Origin of the sequence: Psychrobacillus lasiicapitis, from assembly GCF_006861795.1 — a bacterium.
GTDB classification, from domain to species: Bacteria; Bacillota; Bacilli; order Bacillales_A; family Planococcaceae; genus Psychrobacillus; species Psychrobacillus lasiicapitis.
Genome location: NZ_VDGH01000005.1, coordinates 123,345 through 144,302 on the forward strand (window position 1 = coordinate 123,345; position 20,958 = coordinate 144,302).

Annotated in this window: 20 protein-coding genes; 3 read left to right on the plus strand and 17 right to left on the minus strand. The window is 37.2% G+C overall.

The window, feature by feature from the left end; genetic code table 11:
* Nucleotides 1-151 precede the first annotated feature (151 nt).
* The 5 genes from FG382_RS09750 to zapA form a co-directional block, all read right to left on the minus strand.
* Nucleotides 152-565: a DUF350 domain-containing protein gene (locus tag FG382_RS09750; protein ID WP_142538715.1), complete on the minus strand. Its 414-nt coding sequence runs from the start codon at nt 563-565 to the stop codon at nt 152-154.
* 68 nt (nt 566-633) lie between these two features.
* On the minus strand, nt 634-2,997 hold the full coding sequence (locus FG382_RS09755) for an endonuclease MutS2 (protein ID WP_142538716.1): 2,364 nt from the start codon (nt 2,995-2,997) through the stop codon (nt 634-636).
* Between the two features lie 15 nt (nt 2,998-3,012).
* The gene (gene polX / locus FG382_RS09760; protein WP_142538717.1) at nt 3,013-4,716 is read right to left on the minus strand and encodes a DNA polymerase/3'-5' exonuclease PolX; all 1,704 of its coding nucleotides are present in this window, start codon (nt 4,714-4,716) and stop codon (nt 3,013-3,015) included.
* A 73-nt stretch (nt 4,717-4,789) separates the two neighbouring features.
* A complete protein-coding gene (locus FG382_RS09765; RefSeq protein ID WP_142538718.1) occupies nt 4,790-5,332 on the minus strand; it encodes a CvpA family protein in 543 nt (180 codons plus the stop codon).
* A gap of 4 nt (nt 5,333-5,336) precedes the next feature.
* A complete protein-coding gene (zapA, locus tag FG382_RS09770) occupies nt 5,337-5,597 on the minus strand; it encodes a cell division protein ZapA (protein WP_142538719.1) in 261 nt (86 codons plus the stop codon).
* Nucleotides 5,598-5,675: 78 nt separating this feature from the next.
* Between zapA and rnhC the strand changes: the two genes are divergently transcribed.
* Nucleotides 5,676-6,617 (plus strand): ribonuclease HIII, encoded by a 942-nt coding sequence (gene rnhC / locus FG382_RS09775; RefSeq protein ID WP_142538720.1) that lies wholly within the window; start codon nt 5,676-5,678, stop codon nt 6,615-6,617.
* 686 nt (nt 6,618-7,303) lie between these two features.
* Here the strand turns inward: rnhC and FG382_RS09780 are convergent.
* The 5 genes from FG382_RS09780 to FG382_RS09800 form a co-directional block, all read right to left on the minus strand.
* Nucleotides 7,304-7,720: an SRPBCC domain-containing protein gene (locus tag FG382_RS09780; protein ID WP_244950531.1), complete on the minus strand. Its 417-nt coding sequence runs from the start codon at nt 7,718-7,720 to the stop codon at nt 7,304-7,306.
* A 26-nt stretch (nt 7,721-7,746) separates the two neighbouring features.
* Nucleotides 7,747-8,811, minus strand: coding sequence for an NAD(P)H-dependent flavin oxidoreductase (locus tag FG382_RS09785; RefSeq protein ID WP_142538722.1), 1,065 nt, complete (start codon nt 8,809-8,811; stop codon nt 7,747-7,749).
* A gap of 66 nt (nt 8,812-8,877) precedes the next feature.
* The gene (locus FG382_RS09790) at nt 8,878-9,408 is read right to left on the minus strand and encodes a GrpB family protein (RefSeq protein ID WP_142538723.1); all 531 of its coding nucleotides are present in this window, start codon (nt 9,406-9,408) and stop codon (nt 8,878-8,880) included.
* Nucleotides 9,401-9,961 (minus strand): ribonuclease FAU-1 family protein, encoded by a 561-nt coding sequence (locus FG382_RS09795; protein WP_142538724.1) that lies wholly within the window; start codon nt 9,959-9,961, stop codon nt 9,401-9,403. Before FG382_RS09795 ends, FG382_RS09790 begins: the two co-directional genes overlap by 8 nt.
* Before the next feature lie 15 nt (nt 9,962-9,976).
* Nucleotides 9,977-10,210 (minus strand): hypothetical protein, encoded by a 234-nt coding sequence (locus FG382_RS09800; protein ID WP_142538725.1) that lies wholly within the window; start codon nt 10,208-10,210, stop codon nt 9,977-9,979.
* Between the two features lie 175 nt (nt 10,211-10,385).
* Between FG382_RS09800 and FG382_RS09805 the strand changes: the two genes are divergently transcribed.
* On the plus strand, nt 10,386-11,528 hold the full coding sequence (locus tag FG382_RS09805) for an MFS transporter (RefSeq protein WP_142538726.1): 1,143 nt from the start codon (nt 10,386-10,388) through the stop codon (nt 11,526-11,528).
* 180 nt (nt 11,529-11,708) lie between these two features.
* Nucleotides 11,709-13,004 carry an RNA polymerase factor sigma-54 gene (gene rpoN, locus FG382_RS09810; protein ID WP_142538727.1) on the plus strand — a complete coding sequence of 432 codons (1,296 nt, stop codon included), beginning with the start codon at nt 11,709-11,711 and terminating at the stop codon, nt 13,002-13,004.
* A gap of 89 nt (nt 13,005-13,093) precedes the next feature.
* Here rpoN and hutH read toward each other — a convergent pair whose 3' ends face one another.
* From hutH to FG382_RS09845, 7 genes are all read right to left on the minus strand, one after another.
* Nucleotides 13,094-14,635, minus strand: a complete 1,542-nt coding sequence (hutH, locus tag FG382_RS09815) for a histidine ammonia-lyase (RefSeq protein WP_142538728.1) — start codon at nt 14,633-14,635, stop codon at nt 13,094-13,096.
* A 21-nt stretch (nt 14,636-14,656) separates the two neighbouring features.
* Nucleotides 14,657-15,826, minus strand: a complete 1,170-nt coding sequence (locus FG382_RS09820; protein WP_142538729.1) for a M20/M25/M40 family metallo-hydrolase — start codon at nt 15,824-15,826, stop codon at nt 14,657-14,659.
* 23 nt (nt 15,827-15,849) lie between these two features.
* On the minus strand, nt 15,850-17,103 hold the full coding sequence (gene hutI / locus FG382_RS09825; RefSeq protein ID WP_142538730.1) for an imidazolonepropionase: 1,254 nt from the start codon (nt 17,101-17,103) through the stop codon (nt 15,850-15,852).
* 52 nt (nt 17,104-17,155) lie between these two features.
* Nucleotides 17,156-18,505: a YjiH family protein gene (locus FG382_RS09830; protein ID WP_142538731.1), complete on the minus strand. Its 1,350-nt coding sequence runs from the start codon at nt 18,503-18,505 to the stop codon at nt 17,156-17,158.
* An 82-nt stretch (nt 18,506-18,587) separates the two neighbouring features.
* A complete protein-coding gene (locus FG382_RS09835; protein ID WP_142538732.1) occupies nt 18,588-19,310 on the minus strand; it encodes an amino acid ABC transporter ATP-binding protein in 723 nt (240 codons plus the stop codon).
* Nucleotides 19,307-19,963: an amino acid ABC transporter permease gene (locus FG382_RS09840; protein ID WP_142538733.1), complete on the minus strand. Its 657-nt coding sequence runs from the start codon at nt 19,961-19,963 to the stop codon at nt 19,307-19,309. Before FG382_RS09840 ends, FG382_RS09835 begins: the two co-directional genes overlap by 4 nt.
* A gap of 73 nt (nt 19,964-20,036) precedes the next feature.
* Complete coding sequence (locus FG382_RS09845) at nt 20,037-20,852, minus strand: basic amino acid ABC transporter substrate-binding protein (protein ID WP_142538734.1); 816 nt, start codon at nt 20,850-20,852, stop codon at nt 20,037-20,039.
* Between the last annotated feature and the right edge of the window lie 106 nt (nt 20,853-20,958).

Below are 20,958 nucleotides of genomic sequence, written 5' to 3' on the forward strand. Positions count from 1 at the left end.
GAGACTGTTGTGATTATTTTATCTCAACAGTCTCTAAAATGAGCTGTTCACTCATCCTATTAATCCATTACTACATATATTATTCCGACAAGGACAAAAAGTATGCCTACAGCAATTAAAACTTTCGACAATTTTTCCATTACAATCGCTCCTATGAAATGCTCGCTCCTATAACAAATGATAGGCCAACGGAAATAATAAGGGAAATAAATCCGACGGAGCGATTATCATTTTCTATTTCTTTATCCACATTAAAACTTGGGGTTAAAAATTCAAATAGCAAGTATGCGATGATTAGCAAAGTAAAACCGAATAATCCCCAACCAATCATTTGAAAAAATGAATTATGCTGTTCTATTGAATACTTAAAAATATTACATACTCCAAAGATTTTTCCGCCAGTTGCCATTGCAACAGCGACATTCCCTTTTTTAATTTCTTCCCAGTTTTTATACTTTGTAACAAGTTCAAATATAACCATGGAAACAACTAAACATAAAATAACGACACTAAAATAACCAGCTGACTCCACTAGTGGGTTTGCCCAAAAACCAGAAAGCAACATGCTAAAAACCCCTTTAAATTTTCCTTACTATACGTGTGAATAGATAAGAAGTTTCAAATTCTTTTTCTTTATTTTAATTCGACTACCGTAACTCCGTGACCGCCTTCTCCCGATTCACCAAAACGGTAGCTTTTCACGCGCGAATGGTTTTTCAAGTACTGCTGAATGGCTTGTCTTAATACGCCGGTTCCTTTTCCGTGAATAATAGAAACGCGAGGATAATTTGCTAAAATGGCATCATCTAAATATTTTTCTGTTCGAATAAGCGCATCCTCGTATCTTTCTCCACGAAGGTCAAGCTCCAATTTCACATGAGAATCTCTGCCACGAACTGCATTGACAGAAACGGTTTGTTTTTGCTTTTCCGGTTTAATATATTCCAAATCAGATTCATCTAATTTCATCTTTAGCATACCTATTTGCACTGACCATTCAGACTTCGACAGTTTTTCTAATAAGGTACCTTTTTGTCCAAAGCTTAGTACTTTTACTTCGTCTCCAGCTTTCAATTCTTTTGCACGCTCGTTTAATTTCTTTTGTTTTTTTAATACTGGATTTGTTGGAAGTGCTGCGTCCAAACGTTTTTTGGCATCGATTAGTTCATGATCTTTTACTAATTTATGCGTATTTGCCTGCATTTTACGAAGGTCACTAATGATTTCATCTGCTTCGCGTCTAGCGTCCTCTATAATTTTTTTAGCTTTGTCTTTTGCTTTTTGCTCTAATTGCTCTTTCTTTTGTTCTAGCTCAGCTAGCCTTTGCTCTAAATCCTCTTTTACTTGTTTTGCTTCTTCTAGCTGCTCTTCTGTTTCTTCTGCATCTCTTTCGGCTTGTCTTCTACTTGCTTCTAAAGAGGCAATCATCGAATTGACTTCACCGCGATCTGCTCCCGTGTATGTTTGCGCTTGGGAAATAATATGCGACGGTAGACCAAGTCGCTCGGAAATTTCAAAAGCATTACTGCGTCCAGGAACCCCTATTAGCAATTTATAAGTTGGGCTTAGCGTTTCCACATCGAACTCAACACTGGCATTCGCAACACCTGGTCGGTTGTATCCATACGCTTTTAGTTCAGGATAATGGGTGGTGGCCATCACTCGTGCTCCAGTTCCATGCACTGCATCTAAAATAGAAATGGCAAGGGCTGCTCCCTCTTGTGGGTCAGTTCCTGCACCAAGCTCATCAAAAATAATTAAGGATTTTTCATCATATTTTTTCAAAATGTCTACAATATTCACCATATGAGATGAAAATGTACTTAAGCTTTGCTCAATCGACTGCTCATCTCCTATGTCTGCAAATACCGATTCAAATAGCGCTACTTCTGATCCGTCCAGTGCCGGAATTGGGATTCCACTTTGCGCCATCAAGGTACACAGCCCAACGGTTTTTAACGTTACTGTTTTACCACCTGTATTTGGTCCAGTAATAACGATTGCCGTAATATCTTTCCCAAATTCGATTGTATTCGTAACAGCTGTGTCCATCGGGATAAGTGGATGTCTCGCTTTTACTAAACGAATGTACCCATCATTATTAATAATTGGCATCGTACATTTCTCTGCTTGTCCATATTTAGCTTTTGCTAAAACAACGTCGATTTCACCTAAAATATTGACTAATAAGAAGATATCATGACTGACTATTTCTACTTCTGCTGTCAATTTGATCAGGATTCGTTCAATTTCTTCTTGTTCTTTTACTTTTAAACTACGGATTTCATTATTAATTTGTACGACTGCTGAAGGCTCGATAAACAAAGTTTGACCTGATGACGATTGATCATGAATAATCCCACCATAATGACTGCGGTACTCTGACTTCACCGGTATTACATATCGATCATTGCGAATCGTTATGATAGAATCCGAAAGCATTTTAGATGCATTTGCACCTCTTGTGTAGCTTTCGAGTTTTTCTCGTACGCGACTCACTTGAATGCGCAATTGCTGACGGATCGCCCGCAGAGTACTGCTTGCACTATCTAATACAGCCCCGTTTTCATCGATACAATCATTTATCTCATGCTCAAGCGCCGTAAGAATCGGCATTGCTTCTTTTTTCTCTAGAAAATGTGGAATTGCTACATCTTCTGACTCAGCTACATTTTCTAAAAACTGACGTAAAATTTTACTGGCACGAATAGTACTTGCTGTTTCCATTAACTCGATTGGGCTTAACATACCACCTATTTGCGCTCGCTTTGCATGTGGGCGGATATCTGTAATGCCTCCCATCGGTACATTGCCTCTAAGACGAAGAATAGACAATCCTTCATCCATTTCTTCTAAAAGCTTCGTTACTTCTGCAAAATCGACAGAAGGCACTAGTTTGTCTATATGGCTTTTTCCTACAGAAGAGGTACAATATTTTGCCACTTCTTCTCGTATTTTATAATATTCTAACGTTTTCAGTGCTCTTTCAGCTATCACTAGCGCACCTCCTCATTATTTCTTGATAAATTGTTTAAACTTCTCTAACGTCCAAGTATTTACAATTGTTTCTTTGTGTAACCATGCTTTTTGTGCATAGCGTACGCCAATATCCATATATTTTAATTGAGCGATATGATGCGCGTCTGTATTGATTGCTAAAGGCACGCCCTTTTCTTGTGCTAGTTTTAAATATTCCGTTTGCAAGTCAAGTCGATACGGGTTTGCATTTAATTCTAATACTTTTCCGTTTTCCTTTGCCCATTCGATTAATGTCGGTACATCTGGATTATATCCATTTCGTTGCTCGATAATTCTTCCAGTCGGATGGGCAATCATGTGGACATATGGATTCTTGACCGCATTGTATAATCGTTCCATGATTTTTTCTTGTGGCTGACTAAAACTTGAATGAATGGAAGCAATGACAAAATCCAATTGCTTTAATAACTCATCCTCAAAATCGAGCGATCCATCTGGAAGAATATCCATTTCAGTTCCAGTGAAAATTTCGATATCGGTGTATTTATTCTTTAATTCGTGAATTGTTTCGATTTGTTTCAATAACCGTACTTTGGACAAACCATTAGCTACTTTTAAATAATCGGAGTGATCCGTTATTACAATATGGGAATAACCTTTCGCTCGGCTAGCTTCCACCATTTCTTCGATAGAATGGGCACCATCCGACCAAGTGGAGTGCATATGAAAATCACCTTTAATATCCTCTAATGTAACGAGTAATGGTAATTGGTCCAATTTCGAAAACTCCGAGCCATCTTCTCGAACGGTCGGTGGTATAAATGGTAAGTCGAAATACGCATAAAATTCCTCTTCAGAATGGAAATGTTGCATGGAACCATCTTCAAGTTCCACACCATATTCACTTATTTTCTTTCCTTGTTCTTTTGCAATTTGTCTCATCTTAATATTATGGTCTTTCGAGCCTGTAAAATGATTTAATGCAGAAGCATATTGATGCAATTCGACTAAACGGAAATCTACGTCGATTTCGTTTTCTCCATCTAGTGTAACAGAAACCTTCGTATCTCCAGCCGCGATTACTTTTAACACTGGTAGTTCGTTTAAAAGTAATTCTCGTACCTCTTGTGGGGATTTTGTAGCAATGATAAAGTCAATATCTTTACTTGCTTCCTTGACTCTTCGGTATGAACCAGCAACCGAATATTTTTCAATCTCCCCTATAGTAGCTAGCTTGCTTTCGACCATTTCTACAATTGGTTCTAGTTGCCATACTGCAGTACGCTCTGGTTTCGATTGTAGGTTTTCAATCTCTGTGAGAATTTTCTTTTCTGTTTTTGCTGCGAATCCAGCTAATGTTTGTACTTTTTCTGCTTCACATGCTAATTTTAATGCATCCATCGAATCGATTTGTAATTCTTTATATAACTTCGCAATTTTTTTGCCGCCCAGCCCTGGAATTTTCAGCATCGGCAGTAAGCCACTAGGTACTGTGTTTTGAAGATCTACTAACAGAGAGGAAACTCCTGTATTTAGTAAATCTTCAATAACTGCACCAGTGGAGGCACCTATTCCTTTTAGCTTTAATATATTATCCATCTCTGCTAGGCTACGTGGATCTAGTTCTAATACTTGTGCCGCCTTTCGGAAAGCAGATACTTTAAAAGAATTTTCTCCTTGTAATTCCATATATAAAGCAATTTTTTCTAATGTTTTTATGATTGTTTTTTTATCCATGACAATAGCTCCTTTTGAAAATCGGTGACCTCTACAGAATGAAGCTAAAAAAACTTCCCTCTAGTGAGAGAAGTCATTTTTCTATATAGATATACCACCAATTCTTCACTAATTCCGATAAAATCGGCGTGTGTTCCAACATCCACCCAGTTAAGATGGACGTCGATATTAAGTTTTGAATAAAATCGATTGGTAACAGGGCACACACATATAATAGAACAAATAAGATAAAGTAAAATTCGATAAAGCCTAATACAGCTCCTACAAGATTACTCACAAAGCCAAGAATAGGCAAATATTTCAAGAAATCAAACATAGAAGCGATCAACTGAAGAACCAGTTTCACCGCTATAAAAATAAGAACAAAAGCAATAACACGATAAAAAGTTTGGTCCAATTCCAAATTCTCTACTGCAATTGTCAACTTCGATCCAGCAGTTATCGCTGGAAACGGAATCCATAGAACAAATTTGTCTGCCAGTGGTTTATAATAAGTGTACGCAACAATAAGTCCGATGATAAAACCGGTCATATGAATGAGTTGGACAATTAGCCCTCGTTTTGCACCGGTGATCAAACCGGCAACTAATAAAATTAATATAAGAATATCTAACATTTTTTCAGTCCTTTAATTTTTTCAATTCAGCTTCTAGTATTTCTAATTGCTCTTTTATTTTTATGTAATCGTTTACCGCATTCACCGCAGTAAGCACCGCAAGTTTTGGAATATCTAGCTGACTATTATGTGCTTGTATTTCTCGCATTTTATCATCCACCATGGAGGCTACAAGACGCATATGACCAGTAGTTTCGGAGCCTACCATTTTATAAGTTTGCCCATATATTTCAACAGAAATTCTCGTTTTTTGCTGTTCTGACAAAGTCATACCCTCCCCGCAAAAATCCTAATTACAATAATAACACGAAATAGATTACGATGTGAAGAAAGGAACAACCGAATGTCAAACGAAGTATTATTAATGAAACCCGAAGAAATACAAAAAGTCAAAGCGCATTATGCCAAATATAAAGTAGAAAGATCCGCTCCTGGAGTTGTTTTCGCTGCAAAGCTAGCAGATACCGCAGTCACCATCTATAAATCTGGTAAAGTTATGTTTCAGGGAAATGGAGCAGCTAGAGAGGCTTCTCTTTGGAATGGAGCTACAAATAAACAAGTGGAAAAAGTATTCAGCGGGAATACAAAAGGAGATACATTACCTAAGCAATTTGAGACCGCTTCTGTCATTGGTTCAGACGAAACAGGAACCGGTGACTATTTCGGTCCCATTACTGTTTGTGCTTGTTACGTTCGAGAAGATCAAGTAGAGCTAGTAAAAGAACTAGGTGTCAAAGACTCCAAAATGCTGACGGATGATATTATGCGTAAAATGGCTCCCGATTTAATGGCCACCCTAACACATAATGTTTTAGTATTAAAAAACGAAAAATATAATGACATACAAAGTCGTGGATGGTCCCAAGGGAAGATAAAAGCACTTATGCACAACCAAGCTCTAAAACATGTATTAAAGAAAATGGCTCCAGAGAAACCGGCCTATATATTAATAGACCAGTTTGCAGAACGTGGTATTTACTATAATCATATTAAAGCGGAAAAAGAAATTATTCGCGAAAATGTCCTTTTTTCTACAAAAGCTGAGCAATTACATGTTTCCGTTGCAGCTGCTTCCATTATTGCAAGATATGCATTCTTAAAGGAAATGGATCGTCTGACCGAAATAGCGGGTACAACTATCCCTAAAGGAGCGAGCAGCAAAGTCGATGAAATAGCAGCGAAAATTTATTTGAAGCATGGAACTGATTTCTTAAAATCAATCACCAAGTGGCATTTTGCTAATACAGGGAAAGCGATGAACCTCGCAAATAAGAGAAGGTTTTAACTGTATAAGGGAGATTTTTATAAATCGAAACATAAAAGCGCATGTCTCCGATACAACTTAGTTCAGGGGAACGAAAAATGGAATATTGCACATAATAGGGAAAATGCGCGGTAAAGAGCTTCAGATGTTCGCCATGATTTCCGCTCCAGGCGGACGCTTTCCTTGGGGCGAGCTGTGAGCCTCCTCCTGCGCTAACTCTACGTGCGGTGTCTCACCTGTCACGCTAATCCCACAGGAGTCGCCGCCTTGCACTCCAATCAATCGAACCTACTAATAATCACTATAAAGTATGTCTTATTCAATTAACCATAGGTTTTCCCTATAGAAAAAACAATGTAGTACTAGATCTAGTGCATTATGTCTAGTAATTAGCAAACTCTACTGGATTGTAGCGAAAGGGTGGCGACTCCAGCGGGAACAGCACGAGCTGAAAGCCCCGCAGGAGCGTGAGCGACGAGGAGATTGAAGCCGTGCCCGCGGAAAGCGTCCACCCTGTAGCGAAAATCATGGCGGATACCTAATAAAGACTTACCGCGCAGTTTCCTTATAATGTGAAGGATATTGATACACTATACAGGTCATGCTTTGTTAGTGACTGAAATTTTGCTTTTGTTTGTTGGACATATAAATAAAGAAAAAACGCCCGAAGAAAATATATTTTACTTCATGCGTTTATTTCTATCTTGTTACTTTGCCAATCCTGTTCTTAATGTATTCACACCAAGCTCCAAATAGCCCTTTAAACAGGTTAACATAAATACCCATCCTTCTTTATTGTCAATAAGCTGGTGGTAAAAATCAGAATGCTCTTCTTTAAAACCTTCCTCGTTTACTTCCACAATTGTAATTAAGTCATCTTGTTCTGTTAGGGAAATAGTTACAGTACGTTCTTGTTCTGGCTCTCCCCATTGAAACACAATTTTTTTATTGTCTTCGATTTCCATTATTAGAATTTCAACGATTGCATTATATTCTTTATACTCTAATGTGATTGTTCTACCTTGTTGCCATTTTTCTGAGCTTGATGAGAACCAAAAGTTCCCTATTTTTGTTGGATCTACGAACGCTTCAAATACTTCACTCGCTGGCTTTAAAATCTTCATTTTTGTAAGGTTGTTGACCATCTAAATCATCCTTTTTCGGCATGTTTAATAATTCGTTGTATGAGCATCTCTACTGTCTCATTTTTTGCTAGTGTTGGACTTTGACCTGACCAAAGCGACATAAAATCTTTATTGTTTTGTGAGGACGAAGCTTTTCGAATCGATTGTGTGAATGTATTTTGGACTGGGAATGGTAGGATTTCCGCCTCATGCTCCTGCATTTCAGTTATAAACTTATTTTGAATGCCTCTTGCCCATTTACCAGAGAATGCACGAGTGAAAATGGTATCTTCATCTTTCGCTTGTAAAATTGCTTCTTTATGCACCGGATGGGCTCCACTTTCTTCACAGGTTAAAAAGGCTGTACCCATTTGAACAGCTTGTGCTCCTAAGGAAATAGAAGCAAGCAGCCCCCTTCCATCCATTATACCTCCAGCCGCAATTACCGGTATGGAGACCTGGTCTGCAACTTGAGGAATCAATGACATTAAACCAACTAAGCTTTCCTCGTGACTACTTATAAAGTTACCCCTATGTCCCCCTGCCTCACTTCCTTGCACTACAACGGCATCCATTCCTAATTCCTCAATAGCCATTGCCTCCACAACTGTTGTAGCAGTTCCTATTAAAATGATTCCATGTTGCTTTAACTGTGAAATTATTTCAATAGAAGGAACACCGAAAGTAAAAGAACAGATTGGCACTTTTTCTTCTATGACTATTTCAATTTGCTCATTGTATGCTTTGAGTGCACCATCCTTCTCAGGAATCACACTTTGGTCATTTTCTATATTTAATTGTGCTCGAAATTGATGCAATAAATTACTTGCTATATCCACTTCATCTTCCTTCACCTGAAAATCATTCGGCACAAATAAGTTAACCCCAAAGCTGTTGGATGTGAGTTCCTTTATTTCGCGAATTTGTTTCTGTAATTGCGCAGGGCTTAAATACCCTGCCCCGATCATGCCTAGTGCACCGTTATTCGATACAGCAGCTACTAAATTGGATGTAGTAATTCCTCCTGCCATTGGCGCCTGAATGATCGGATAGTTTATCTTTAATAGATTGGTAAGTAGATTCGTTAACATATTTACCTCCCGATTTCTTTTGAAGAAACAACTTCTATTTTGATACTAAAACCAACAAATAACGAATTATCGATGAACTGTTTTGTCAATTTTGTACCATTTAAGTGCATCTCGTTCTATTTCCGATGCTAGTTGTTCTTTTCCATTAATATATGATTCAATATCGTATGGAAACTGCCTAGCTAATGATTCTTTTAAATCCCCATACTTCTTTTTAACATGGGGATGTGTGTTCAAGTAATCTCGAAAAGCTAAATGTCGTTCAATCCCGAGATTACCAGCTTCATATATGTGAACATGATGCGTCCGATCGTTACCTCCCTTTTGAAAATACCTTCTACCAGTTAAACCGTTTTCACCTTTTGGTTCATATCCAATAGCTATCATTGCGTTGTTAAAGCTATCAATTTTTGAGATATCCCCAACTATTGGCATCATATCAATAATTGGTTTGGCACTCAACCCATCAATCGATGTGCTTCCAATATGATGAATCCATTGAATTTCGTTACCAAAAATTGTTCGAAGTACTACTGCTTCTTCCTCAAACCTATTCTTCCAGTCTGCTGAATACGCTTCTACCACTACTTTACGCATGTTCATTTTCCGCCTTTTTCAAATGTTCTTCTAACACTTCTCGATGAATTTTTGAAAAATCAAGAAGTTTAAATTGATTTTCCTTTATACAAGTAGTAATCCTAGCGGCTTCATTTCTCGCTAAATCATACATTTCCTGATTGATACTACCATTTTCAAGCGCTTCCTCTAATTCCTCTTCATCCAATTGAAAAACTTCTCCGGTAGGTAAGACCACAATATCTAGAATTAAATCATCCATCCAAGGTATACTATTCTCCCATCCTACTTCATGGCAGATATCGATATACCATTGTACGATTTCCCCTTTAGCATCAAACATCGTAGTGACGGCATAATTTTTCTCCAACGGAAAATGCTGCAGCCACATATAATTATTATCTACTATACAAATTCTCTTTTCTCCGTATTGCACCCAAAGCGGCTCGGTGACTTGAAGTAGATTTAAAAGAGTAATGTATCCTGTAAAATCTTTTGTCCCTAAGTAAGATTGAGCATACTCCCTTTGAATAACTCGTTTCCAATCTGAACGATCCCCATATTTCCTCAACATTCTATTCTACACCCTCTACTTTCTTCGCTCATTTCCACGTTTAAAGTTCCCAGTAATTTTTGCTAAAATTAATTGCTCTTCTTTTTCGTCTACTGCATCTTCTATTCTTTCTAAAAATTTTTCTGCCTCCTTGCCTTTTAAAGTTTTCACTCGTTTTCCTTGAAATAGGATGAAAACTGTATCATCTTTTGTAATTTGATAACTAAATGGATTTTCATCCAAACGATTTCTTTTATCTATATTGCCCATCGTGTGACCTCCAATTTATCTTATTATGCATTTTCTCTATAAGGAAGGATTTTTCCTCTTTACGATTCTATAAGTTAGTTAAATATGCTATGATATCCCTTCTGAATATTTTATTCCCGACCAAAGTCAGATACAATTAAAGGAATCATTTCCGTACTTAGTAAGGAGAATTTATTTGAAAGTACATGTTTTATTAAAAGGATATAACTTTTTATTTTTTGGCTTGCTTGCACTCTTTATTCCTTTTTTACCAGTATATTTAGGAGAACAAGGTTTATCGGCTAGTGAGATAGGATTAATCATTGGAACTGGGGGTTTTGTGACGCTAGTTGCACAGCCTCTATGGGGATTTATCAGTGATAAGACAAAAACCATCCGTAGAGTCATGCTATTACTCGTTTGTTTTACTGCGATTTCGGGATACTTTCTATTTAACGTAAACAGCTATGTATTACTTATCGTTTTTGCATTGCTCGTTTATTTTTTCCTCATGCCACTAGATCCACTGACCGAGAGTTTAAATTTCACGGTTTCTGAAATGGCGCGCATCAGCTACGGTTCCATTCGCACATATGGAGCACTCGGATATGCTGTGTTGTCGTTAATTGCAGGTTTTGCGATGGATTATTTTGGTATGGGTAGCATTTCGATATTATTTGTCTTATTGGGACTTATATCATTCGTCATTGTTTGGTTGATGCCAAATGTACAAGCTTCCTCGAAACCGATCACTATGGCTGGACTGAAACAAGTATTAAAAAATAAAGAAATGCTCTTATTTTTAGTATTGATATTTATCAGTTCAGTACCAGCACGTATGAATGATACTTTTTTAGGAATTCATATGCTAGCACTTGGAGGAGATGCTTCATTAGTCGGGGTTACTTTTTTCATATCAGCCACAAGTGAAATTGTTATTTTTGCTCTAAGTTTCTGGTGGCTGCGGCAAGGTAAAGAGCTTGAAATGATTACGATTGCGACATTTTTCTATTTTGTCCGTTTTCTAGTGTCTGCCTTTGTCTCTAATCCCATTGCATTAACGGCCGTTCAAATATTGCAAATGGTTACATTCCCCATTTTCTATACTGCTGCAATCCAATATTTATACCAAATTATGCCGAAAGAATGGAGAGCTACTGGCCAAACCGTTCTTGCGCTTTTGTTCTTTGGATTGTCCGGTATTATCGCGTCGTACGCTGGAGGATATATATATCATGAATTAGGTGGCCATTCGTTTTATTTCATTATTTCAATCATGTCATTTATCGGCGTTTTGTTTGGTATTTTCTTAATGGTTCGTCAGCGTAAAAGAGGTTAATATGATTCTAATGGAGCAAGGCAAACAAAATCGCCTTGCTCCATTTTATTTTACACTACTATATCATACTATTAAAAATATTCTATTTTTGGATCGCCAATCAAACAAATCCGTAGTATAATAGGTAATAATTAAAAGAAAACGCTTTCAAACCATTAAGATTTTATGAGGGGGATAACTATGGAACTCGTTCTCAATCAAAGACAAGAACAAAGTTTAACAATGACCTTTCAGCTAAGGCAAGCCATTGAATTATTACAATACTCCACTTATGATCTTTATCAATATATAAAAGAAAAGGAATTAGAAAATCCATTAATAGAGCTCGAAGAACATTCGAAGGATTTTTCATCTGTTGAAAAGTCCACTAGAAAATTGTCCTCCAGTTCAACTAAACAACTTATTGACTACGTAAAAGGCCGAGATATATGTAAGAGAGAAAAGCTATACCAGGAAGCTAAGTTATATTTTAAACAGAAAGAGGATCAGCAACTTCTTTACTATATCATTTATAATTTAGACGATAATGGCTATTTTCATGTAACAGATCAAGATCCTTTTGATGAGAACACGATAGAAAGAGGTATTCATCTTCTGCAACAGATTGGCCCAGTTGGAATTGGCGCTAGAAGCTTGCAGGAATGCTTGATGTTGCAGGTAATATATGAGTTTCCAGAAGCAAATTTAGTTCAAACTTTACTTGAAAATCATTTTGATTTATTAGCAAATAGAAAATGGAACGAAATTGCACGGCTTATGAAAATCTCTTTGGCAGATGTAAAGGAAATGTATGATTTCATTCAAGCACTTGATCCAAAGCCAAGTTTCAGTAGCTCTGATGATTCCGTAGAATATGTAAATCCAGATATTATTGTGGAATATAAAGAAGGCAATTTCACATATTATTTAAATGATGGTTACTTACCTGAAATTCACTTTAACAATGAATATGCAGGATTGCTTCAAGAAAAGGATGAAACGTCCAAATACATAAACAATCAATACACACAATATAAATGGTTGTTAAGTAGCATTGAGCAAAGACGTTCAACGATATTGAAAATAGTGAAAGTCCTGCTAGAAAAACAAAAAAAGTTTTTTACAGAAGGATATAGTTCCTTAAAGCCACTGACCTTAAAAGAAGTCGCAATGGAAATAGATATGCATGAATCCACCATAAGTCGTGCTACGATGCACAAAGTCATCCAGACACCACGTGGTTCATTTGATCTCAAGTCATTATTTACATCCAAGTTAGAAACGGCAGACGGAAGTTCTATTTCACAAACCGAAGTAAAAGAGCTTTTAGCCAATTTCATAAAAAACGAAAACAAAACAAAGCCATTATCCGATCAAAAAATAGCCGATTATTTAAACACAGAAAACGGGATCAACATATCTAGACGAACAATCAGTAAATATCGAGAAGAACTCAATATACCATCTTCTAGTTTACGGAAAGAAATAAGTATTTGAATTTCATTGTTTTCTTCTATTAAAAAGGGTCAATGGATTTTCCTCCATTGACCCTTCTTTTCATTTGCCACCGTTTTTTAGAATGACAATTATTTCAAATCATCTGCTCGTAAAATATATTGTGCTAATTCCTCCATTTGGTCTGAAATTGCTCGGTCACTTTCTAACGGAGGGCATATTTTTCTTACCCTTTCTAGGTATTTTCTTGTCGACGTAGCCAGTTGGTTTTCAGCTTTTTCCAAATAAATAGCTTGTGAAGCACATATTAACTCTATAGCTATTACTCTTGCACTGTTATGAATAATTTCTCGAGCTTGCCTGGATCCGATTGTCCCCATACTAACATGGTCTTCTTGGTTTGCGGATGTCGGAATAGAGTCAACACTTGCAGGGTGAGCAAGTACTTTATTCTCGGAAACTAGTGCTGCTGCTGCATATTGTGCAACCATCAAACCGCATTCCAAGCCTGGATCCATTGCTAAGAAAGGTGATAAGCCACTTAACTGCGGATTAACAAGTCGCTCTGTCCTACGCTCGGAAATATTCGCCCACTCAGCTGCTCCTACTTTCAAGAAATCCATTGCTAGTGCAATTGGTTGACCATGGAAATGCCCGCCTGAAATGATTTCTCCACTTTCTAAAATAATTGGATTGTCCGTCGCCGAATTTATTTCCACTTTCAATCTATCTTCTACATAATTGAACGCTTGCCAAGAAGCTCCGTGTACTTGCGGTATGCAACGAATAGAGTAGGCATCTTGCATACGCACTTCTCCTTGGTGCGTAATCCGTTTACTACCTTCCAACCATTTTCTCATTCGTGAAGCAACAAATTCCAATTCAGGATGCGGGCGCACTGCTAATAATTCCCTATCGAATGCAGAAATGATTCCTTGAAGCGCTTCCATTGTGAGACATGCAGCCATATCTGCAGCTAAGCCAACACGCTCTGCCTCATTTAGAGCAACTACGCCAACAGCGGACATTGCTTGGGTTCCATTAATTAAAGCAAGCCCTTCCTTTGCTTCTAGCTTAACTGGTTTTAACCCTGCACGCTTAAGCGCTTCCTCGCCTGAAAGAACTTCCCCTTCGTACTCTGCTTTTCCTTCACCGATTAATACGATTGCAATATGAGATAACGGCGCCAAGTCACCGCTTGCACCAACGGAACCTTTACAAGGAACAACTGGATGTACACCTTTATTAATCATATCGACTAACAATAAAAGCGTGTCTTCTTTAATTCCTGAAAAGCCTTTCGCTAGTGCATTGGCACGAAGCACCATCATCGCTCTTACTACTGGTTTTGGTAATGGTTCCCCAACACCTACTGCATCTGCACGAAGTAAATTCAACTGCAATTTCGCAATATCGTCTTTTTCAATTTCAATATCACTTAATTTGCCGAACCCAGTATTTACTCCGTAGATAACTTTCCCGTCTTTCAATTGTTTTTCAATTCGTTCACGGCTTGCTCTAACTCGAATTAAATCTGCTTCGGGTACGACCACTTTCGCATTTCCAAATACAACACTTTCTATTTTATGTCTATCTAACGTAATCCCATCTAGTTCAACTAGTTTGTTTACTAGTGGTCTCTCAAGTTCTTCTACTGTTCTTTCACTTTTCATCATGCTCACTCCTTCTAATGGTTAAGCTTGTTTATGAGTTTCATACCATTGTTCAATTAAAGCTGCCGTTAATCTACCGGTATTTATTAAATTTTCTACGCTAATACACTCTCTGAATGAATGAATATTTTGGAATCCATTTCCTAGTGTGAGACATGTCAAACCATTTTCGTTTAACACATTCGTATCAGCACCGCCTAGTGTTTCTGTAGTATACGGTTTTACGTTTATTTTACTAGCTGCCGATTGAACCGTTTTTGTTAATACGTGGTCTTTAGGAATATCAAACCCACTATATTTCTTTTCGATTTTTATTGTTACTTTTCCTCTATTTTTCTCAGCAGCTTTATGCATCGTATCTTCCATATGTTTAAGCTGGCGATCTAACTTTTCTTTTGAAAAACTGCGAACTTCACCCGCTACTGTCACAGAACCAGGTATAATTGATGTCAACTCGCCGCCTTCCAATATCCCAATATTTGCAAGTGTCTCTTCATCAATCGTACCGAGTTTCATGTTTAACAAACCTTCTGCTGCGATGAGAAATGCGCTGTTCCCTTCTTCTGCGTTTAGTGCAATATGAGCGGCATTTCCTTGAACTTCCATCCAAATTCGACTACTATATGGTCCTTTTAAAATGATTTGACCAACATTGCCACTACTATCAAAAATATAGCCAACTTTACTTTTTGCCTTACTATAATCCATATGCGTTGCGCCAACAAGACCCGGTTGTTCATTGACCGTTAATATAAGCTCAATCGGGCCATGCGGTACACCACTTTCAATAATCGACCGAACCCCTTCTAAGTAGGCAGCTAAAGCTGCACGGTCATCTGCTCCTAATATCGTTGTGCCATCGGAATAAATAACACCATCCTTAATAACTGGCTGTAGGTTTTTAGTAGGTAATACTGTGTCCATATGCGTCGAGAAAAATAATGGTGGAATCGATGAATCAGTTCCTTCTTTCCAAGCAATCAAATTACCAACTTCACCATTAAATTTTTTATGTGCATCATCAAATTCAAGTGTAAATCCAAGTTCAGTTAGAGCCTTCACCAAATAATCAGCTACTGGTTGTTCCTTCATACTCGGACCATTTATTTTCGCAAGTTCAAAAAATAGATTTAGTAAACGTTCCTCATTTACTTGATCCGCAGCTGTAGTGGATAATTGATTTTTTGTCATTGAAATTCCTCCTATTTTTGAGTTTACCTTCTAACAACAACTTTTCCATCTTTAATAACCGTTTCCACGATATTTGTCCCTAGTTCATATGCAACATGCTTATACGTAGGAATATCCCAAATTTGCAAGTCAGCCAATTTACCAACTTGAATCACTCCGCGATCGTTTAAATTAAGGGCACGTGCTCCGCCGTAAGTTGCCGCTTTAATGGCCTCTTCTACAGTAAATTTATACAATCGGCAGGCAAGATTAATAACAAACTGCATAGATTCCGTGTAACATGCCGGACATAAATCTGTTGCAAGTGCAATGTTCATACCTAAATCGAGCATCTTCCTCGCATCAAAAGGCTGTTTATGACCAACTGCAAAGTCAAGTGCTGGCATTAACACACCAGTTACTTCCGATTTTGCGAGCTTTTCCATCACTTCAACAGGTGTATAATTCAGATGGTCTACGGAAACCATGTTCATCTCAACTGCTAAGTCAGAACCACCGATATAGGAATACGCATCCGCGTGTAATTTAGGCTTCATCCCATATTGTAATCCTGCTTGTAAGATTTGCTTTGACTCTTCAGCTGTAAAGTATCCTTCGTCACACCATGCATCACAAAATTCAGCAAGTCTTAACTCGCCAACTTTTGGAATCATATCAAAAATAATGATGTCCAGGTATTCATTTTTGGTCATACCTTCCGGGATACCATGGGCACCTAAAAATGTATTGAGAACATCCACTGGTGTCTCCTTATTAAGCCTTCTTCCTACTTCAAGGATTTTAATTTCACTTTCTGTGGTCAAACCATATCCACTCTTGCTTTCGATTGTTGTAATACCATAGTCTAGCATTGATAGCATTCTTTTTTTCGCTTGTTGAAATAACTCTTCTTCCGATGCATGACGTGTGAGTTCGATTGTTCTATTCGGACCAGTCGTAATACCAAGTTCTTTCAAGTTTTTAGTAACATTGCCAGCTAGCTTTGCCGCATATTCTTCCACTCGTGATCCATTAAAAACGAGATGTGTATGACAATCGACGAACCCCGGTGCGACAATTTTACCAATAGCATTAATCGTTGTTGAATTTTCTAAGTCAAATTGGTTATTTATCTCTTCTTCAGATCCAACCCCAACAATGATGTCATCTTTAACAGCTATCCAAGCATTTTGAATAACTCCAATTTCTTGCATACCGTTCCCAATACAGGTAATCGCTTCAGCCGCATTACAAATAACTAAATCTACTTTTGTCTTTACTTTAGTATCTGCATTCATTCAAATACCTCCTTAAAAAAATATTCAGAGACTCATTTTATTAACATGTAACTCAAAGGAACAAAAAAGTAAGTGGTGTAACGATGATTAACGTTAACACCGTTCTTAAAAACCAGATTGTCAGTATATGACTCATTTTGATCGGTATTTCTGTAGAAAGTATGCAAGGTATCAATGCTGAAAAGAAGAGTATGGTTGAAATAGATAGAGAACCAATAATGAATCTAGTTTCTAAACTTGCTTGCAACACTACTAGTGACGGTAAGAACATATCTATCAAGTTAATAGCCGCAGCTTTTGCCGCGAGAAATGGTTCCGGAATTTGAAGTACCCATGTTAATGGATAAAAAATATAACCAAGATAATCAAATACTGGTGTATGATTGGCCAAAATTAAACCAAATAATCCAATTGACATAATGGATGGTAAAATACCCATCGCCATCACTAATCCATCTTTAACGTTTACATATATATTTTCTTTCAACTTTGGTGTATTATGAGCCGTTATCATGGCTTGCTCCCACGCGTGCTTTATACGATTTTCCTTAATAATTTCTTCCGGAAATCCTTCTTCAGTATAATAATCATCACTTATTTTATTAATAGGCCAGATCCTCACTGTAATTGCAGTCACGACAAAGGTAACTAAAAAAGTAAGCCAAAAATACAAATTCCAAATATGCATTATATCCAGCGTTTTGGCTACCACAATCATAAATGTTGCTGACACGGTAGAAAAACCTGTTGCAATGATGGTAGCTTCTCTCTTTGTATACTTTCCCTCTTTATAAATTCGGTTAGTTATCAATAAACCTATCGAATAACTACCTACAAAAGAGGCAACTGCATCAATAGCTGATCTTCCCGGAGTTCGCCAAATTGGTCGCATAATCGGTTGCATGAAAATACCGATAAATTCTAGTAATCCATAACCAACAAGCATTGCTAAAAAAATTGCACCTATTGGAACCAGCACCCCAATAGGAATAAGCAAACTGTAGTACCAATAAGGTCCCATTTCCTCAGCCATCAACCATGCAGGACCCAGTTCAAATAAGACTAGAAATGCTGCAATGGCTCCTAATATTTTCAAACCAGATAGGACCATTTCAACTTTATTTTTTCGCCAAGTTTTTGTGTAAAATGGGTAAGCTGCTCCTAAGAAGACAAGAATCATCGCGTAGTATGCACTTGCAGTACTCGACAATGATCGAAGCCATGTAACTAGATGATCTAATGGAATAGAACTTTTGTCGTTCATTTCAATAGGAATAAAAAACATAAAGATACCAACTGCACTGAAAAAGAAAAATTTGAAAACATTTCGAAACTGGTAAACGCGTCTATCTTCTCTAGTGGCTATTGGAGAATTATCAATTGTTTCTTGAAGATTATTCATATTTTCACCCCATAGATTGTATTAGCTAATTGAGAAAAAGTGTAAGAATTCCCTCATTTTTTGAACTGATTAAAACCACAACCTATAAAACTTTACTTAAGAAAGATTTTGTTCGATCTTGCTGTGGATTCTCAAATAATTCTTTCGGGATATTTTCTTCCACAATGTAACCGCCATCCATAAACAAAACTCGATCACCAACTTCTCGAGCAAAACCCATTTCATGTGTCACAACTACCATTGTCATTCCTTCAAGAGCTAGTTGTTTCATAACTTCTAGTACTTCACCAACCATTTCTGGGTCAAGTGCCGAGGTTGGTTCATCAAAAAGCATAATTTTTGGCTCCATAGCAAGTGCCCTAGCAATTGCAACTCGCTGTTTTTGTCCACCTGATAAGGAGTCTGGATACGCATCTGCCTTTTCTTTCAACCCGACTTTTCGAAGAAGCTCTAAACCTCTTTCTCTAGCTTTTTCCGCAGATAACTTTCTTATTCTCATTGGAGCAAGGATAATATTTTCTATCACGGTTTTATGAGGAAATAAGTTAAATTGTTGAAATACCATACCCACTTCTGTTCTTACCTTATTAATATCTGTTTTCTTATCTGTAATATCGACACCTTCAATTGAAACGTGTCCAGCGGTAATGGATTCAAGCAAATTAAGACATCTTAAGAATGTAGATTTTCCTGATCCGGACGGTCCAATAACTACCACTACTTCTTTTGGACTAATTAATGCATTAATGTCCTTTAATACTTCGTTGCTCCCAAACGTTTTTTTCAAGTTTTTTACTTCTATCATTCTGTCGCTAACCTTCTTTCCAGACGATTTAATAAGTAGCTTAAAGAGGTAGTTAACACTAGATATATAAGTGCAGCTGTGAGATATGGTTCCCATACCCTGTAATATTGACTTGCCAAAGCCCGTCCATAATACATCAACTCAGGAGTTGCAACTATTGCTGCAAGGGAGGATTCTTTAATAAGTACAATAAATTCATTCCCTAATGGCGGAATCATTCTTTTAAAAGCTTGTGGCAAGATAACATCTTTCATCGATTGAACATGATTCATGCCAAGTGAACGAGCCGCCTCCATTTGTCCCTTATCTATAGACTGTATACCAGCTCTAAAAATTTCTGCTATATATGCCCCTGCAATCAATGAGAGTGCTATAATGCTAGCTACTATCCCGTTTGTATGACCAATTAACATCGGTACCACACCAAAGTGAATTAGTAAGATTTGCACAAATAATGGTGTGCCACGGAAAAATACAATATAGCAGTTACATATAAACGAAATTAACTTGTTACGAGTCATTTTTCCGAGACCGATGATTAAGCCAAGTACCGTACCAATTAATATCCCGACAAGTGACAAACCGATTGTCAATAATGTCCCTTTTAAAAAGAAAGGAATATATTCTACTAATATGTCTAGTCTAAAATCCATTGATTTCCCCCCTCGTATGTAAGCTAAAATTGCGTAACTGCACATTGGGAGTTACGCAATTTGATTTATTTACTCATTTCTGTTCCGCTAGTATTGTTGCTACATCAGGTTCCGCACCAAACCATTCTTCATAAATCTTTTCATATGTTCCGTTTTCAAGTATTTTGGTTACGGCTACATCAAAATCTGCTTTAAGCTCGCTACCTTTTGGAAACATAAGCCCATAAAATTCTTTTTCAAAACCTTCCTCATCTTTAATTATGGATAATTTTTTATCGGGATTGTTTTTTGCATATTCTTGAACTACTGCATTGTCAGCTACAACAGCATCTGCACCGCCACTTAATAACTCCAAAATAGCTAGATTATTATTATCAAATTTCTTAATATCCTTATGGTTTTTGCCAAGAATACCTTCAACCGCTTCCTGACCTGTGGTACCCCCTAGAACAGCTACAACTTTGCCCTTTAAATCAGCAGCACTTTTTATATCACTACCTTCTGGTACCAAAATTTCATTTGTTGATAAATAATACGGAACAGAAAAATCATAGGTTTGTTCACGTTCGTCATTTATCGTAATTGCACATATACCTAAATCGGAAAGCTTATCTTTAACTTCGACAAACAATGGATCCCATCCAACATTTACAAGTTCAATTTCGTAGCCCGCTTCTACTGCAACAGCATTCATAAAATCCACGTCAAAACCTGTTATCTCCCCTTTATCCAAAAAAACAAATGGAGCATAGTTTGCTTCAGTCGCGATTTTAAGTTTTTTCTTTTCACCACTTGTTCCATCGGCTTCAGCATTTGTCCCACTTGAACCACAGGCTGCTAGAATTAAAGAGATGATCATGACAATGATTAGAATAGAAAACTTTTTCATTCAATTGTCCCCTTATATTTAATAGTTTTCGATCACTGTTTGAAAGCCATTAAAAAAGGTAGAGAATATAAAATCTATATGTTCCCTACCTTTTCATTTTTCCTAC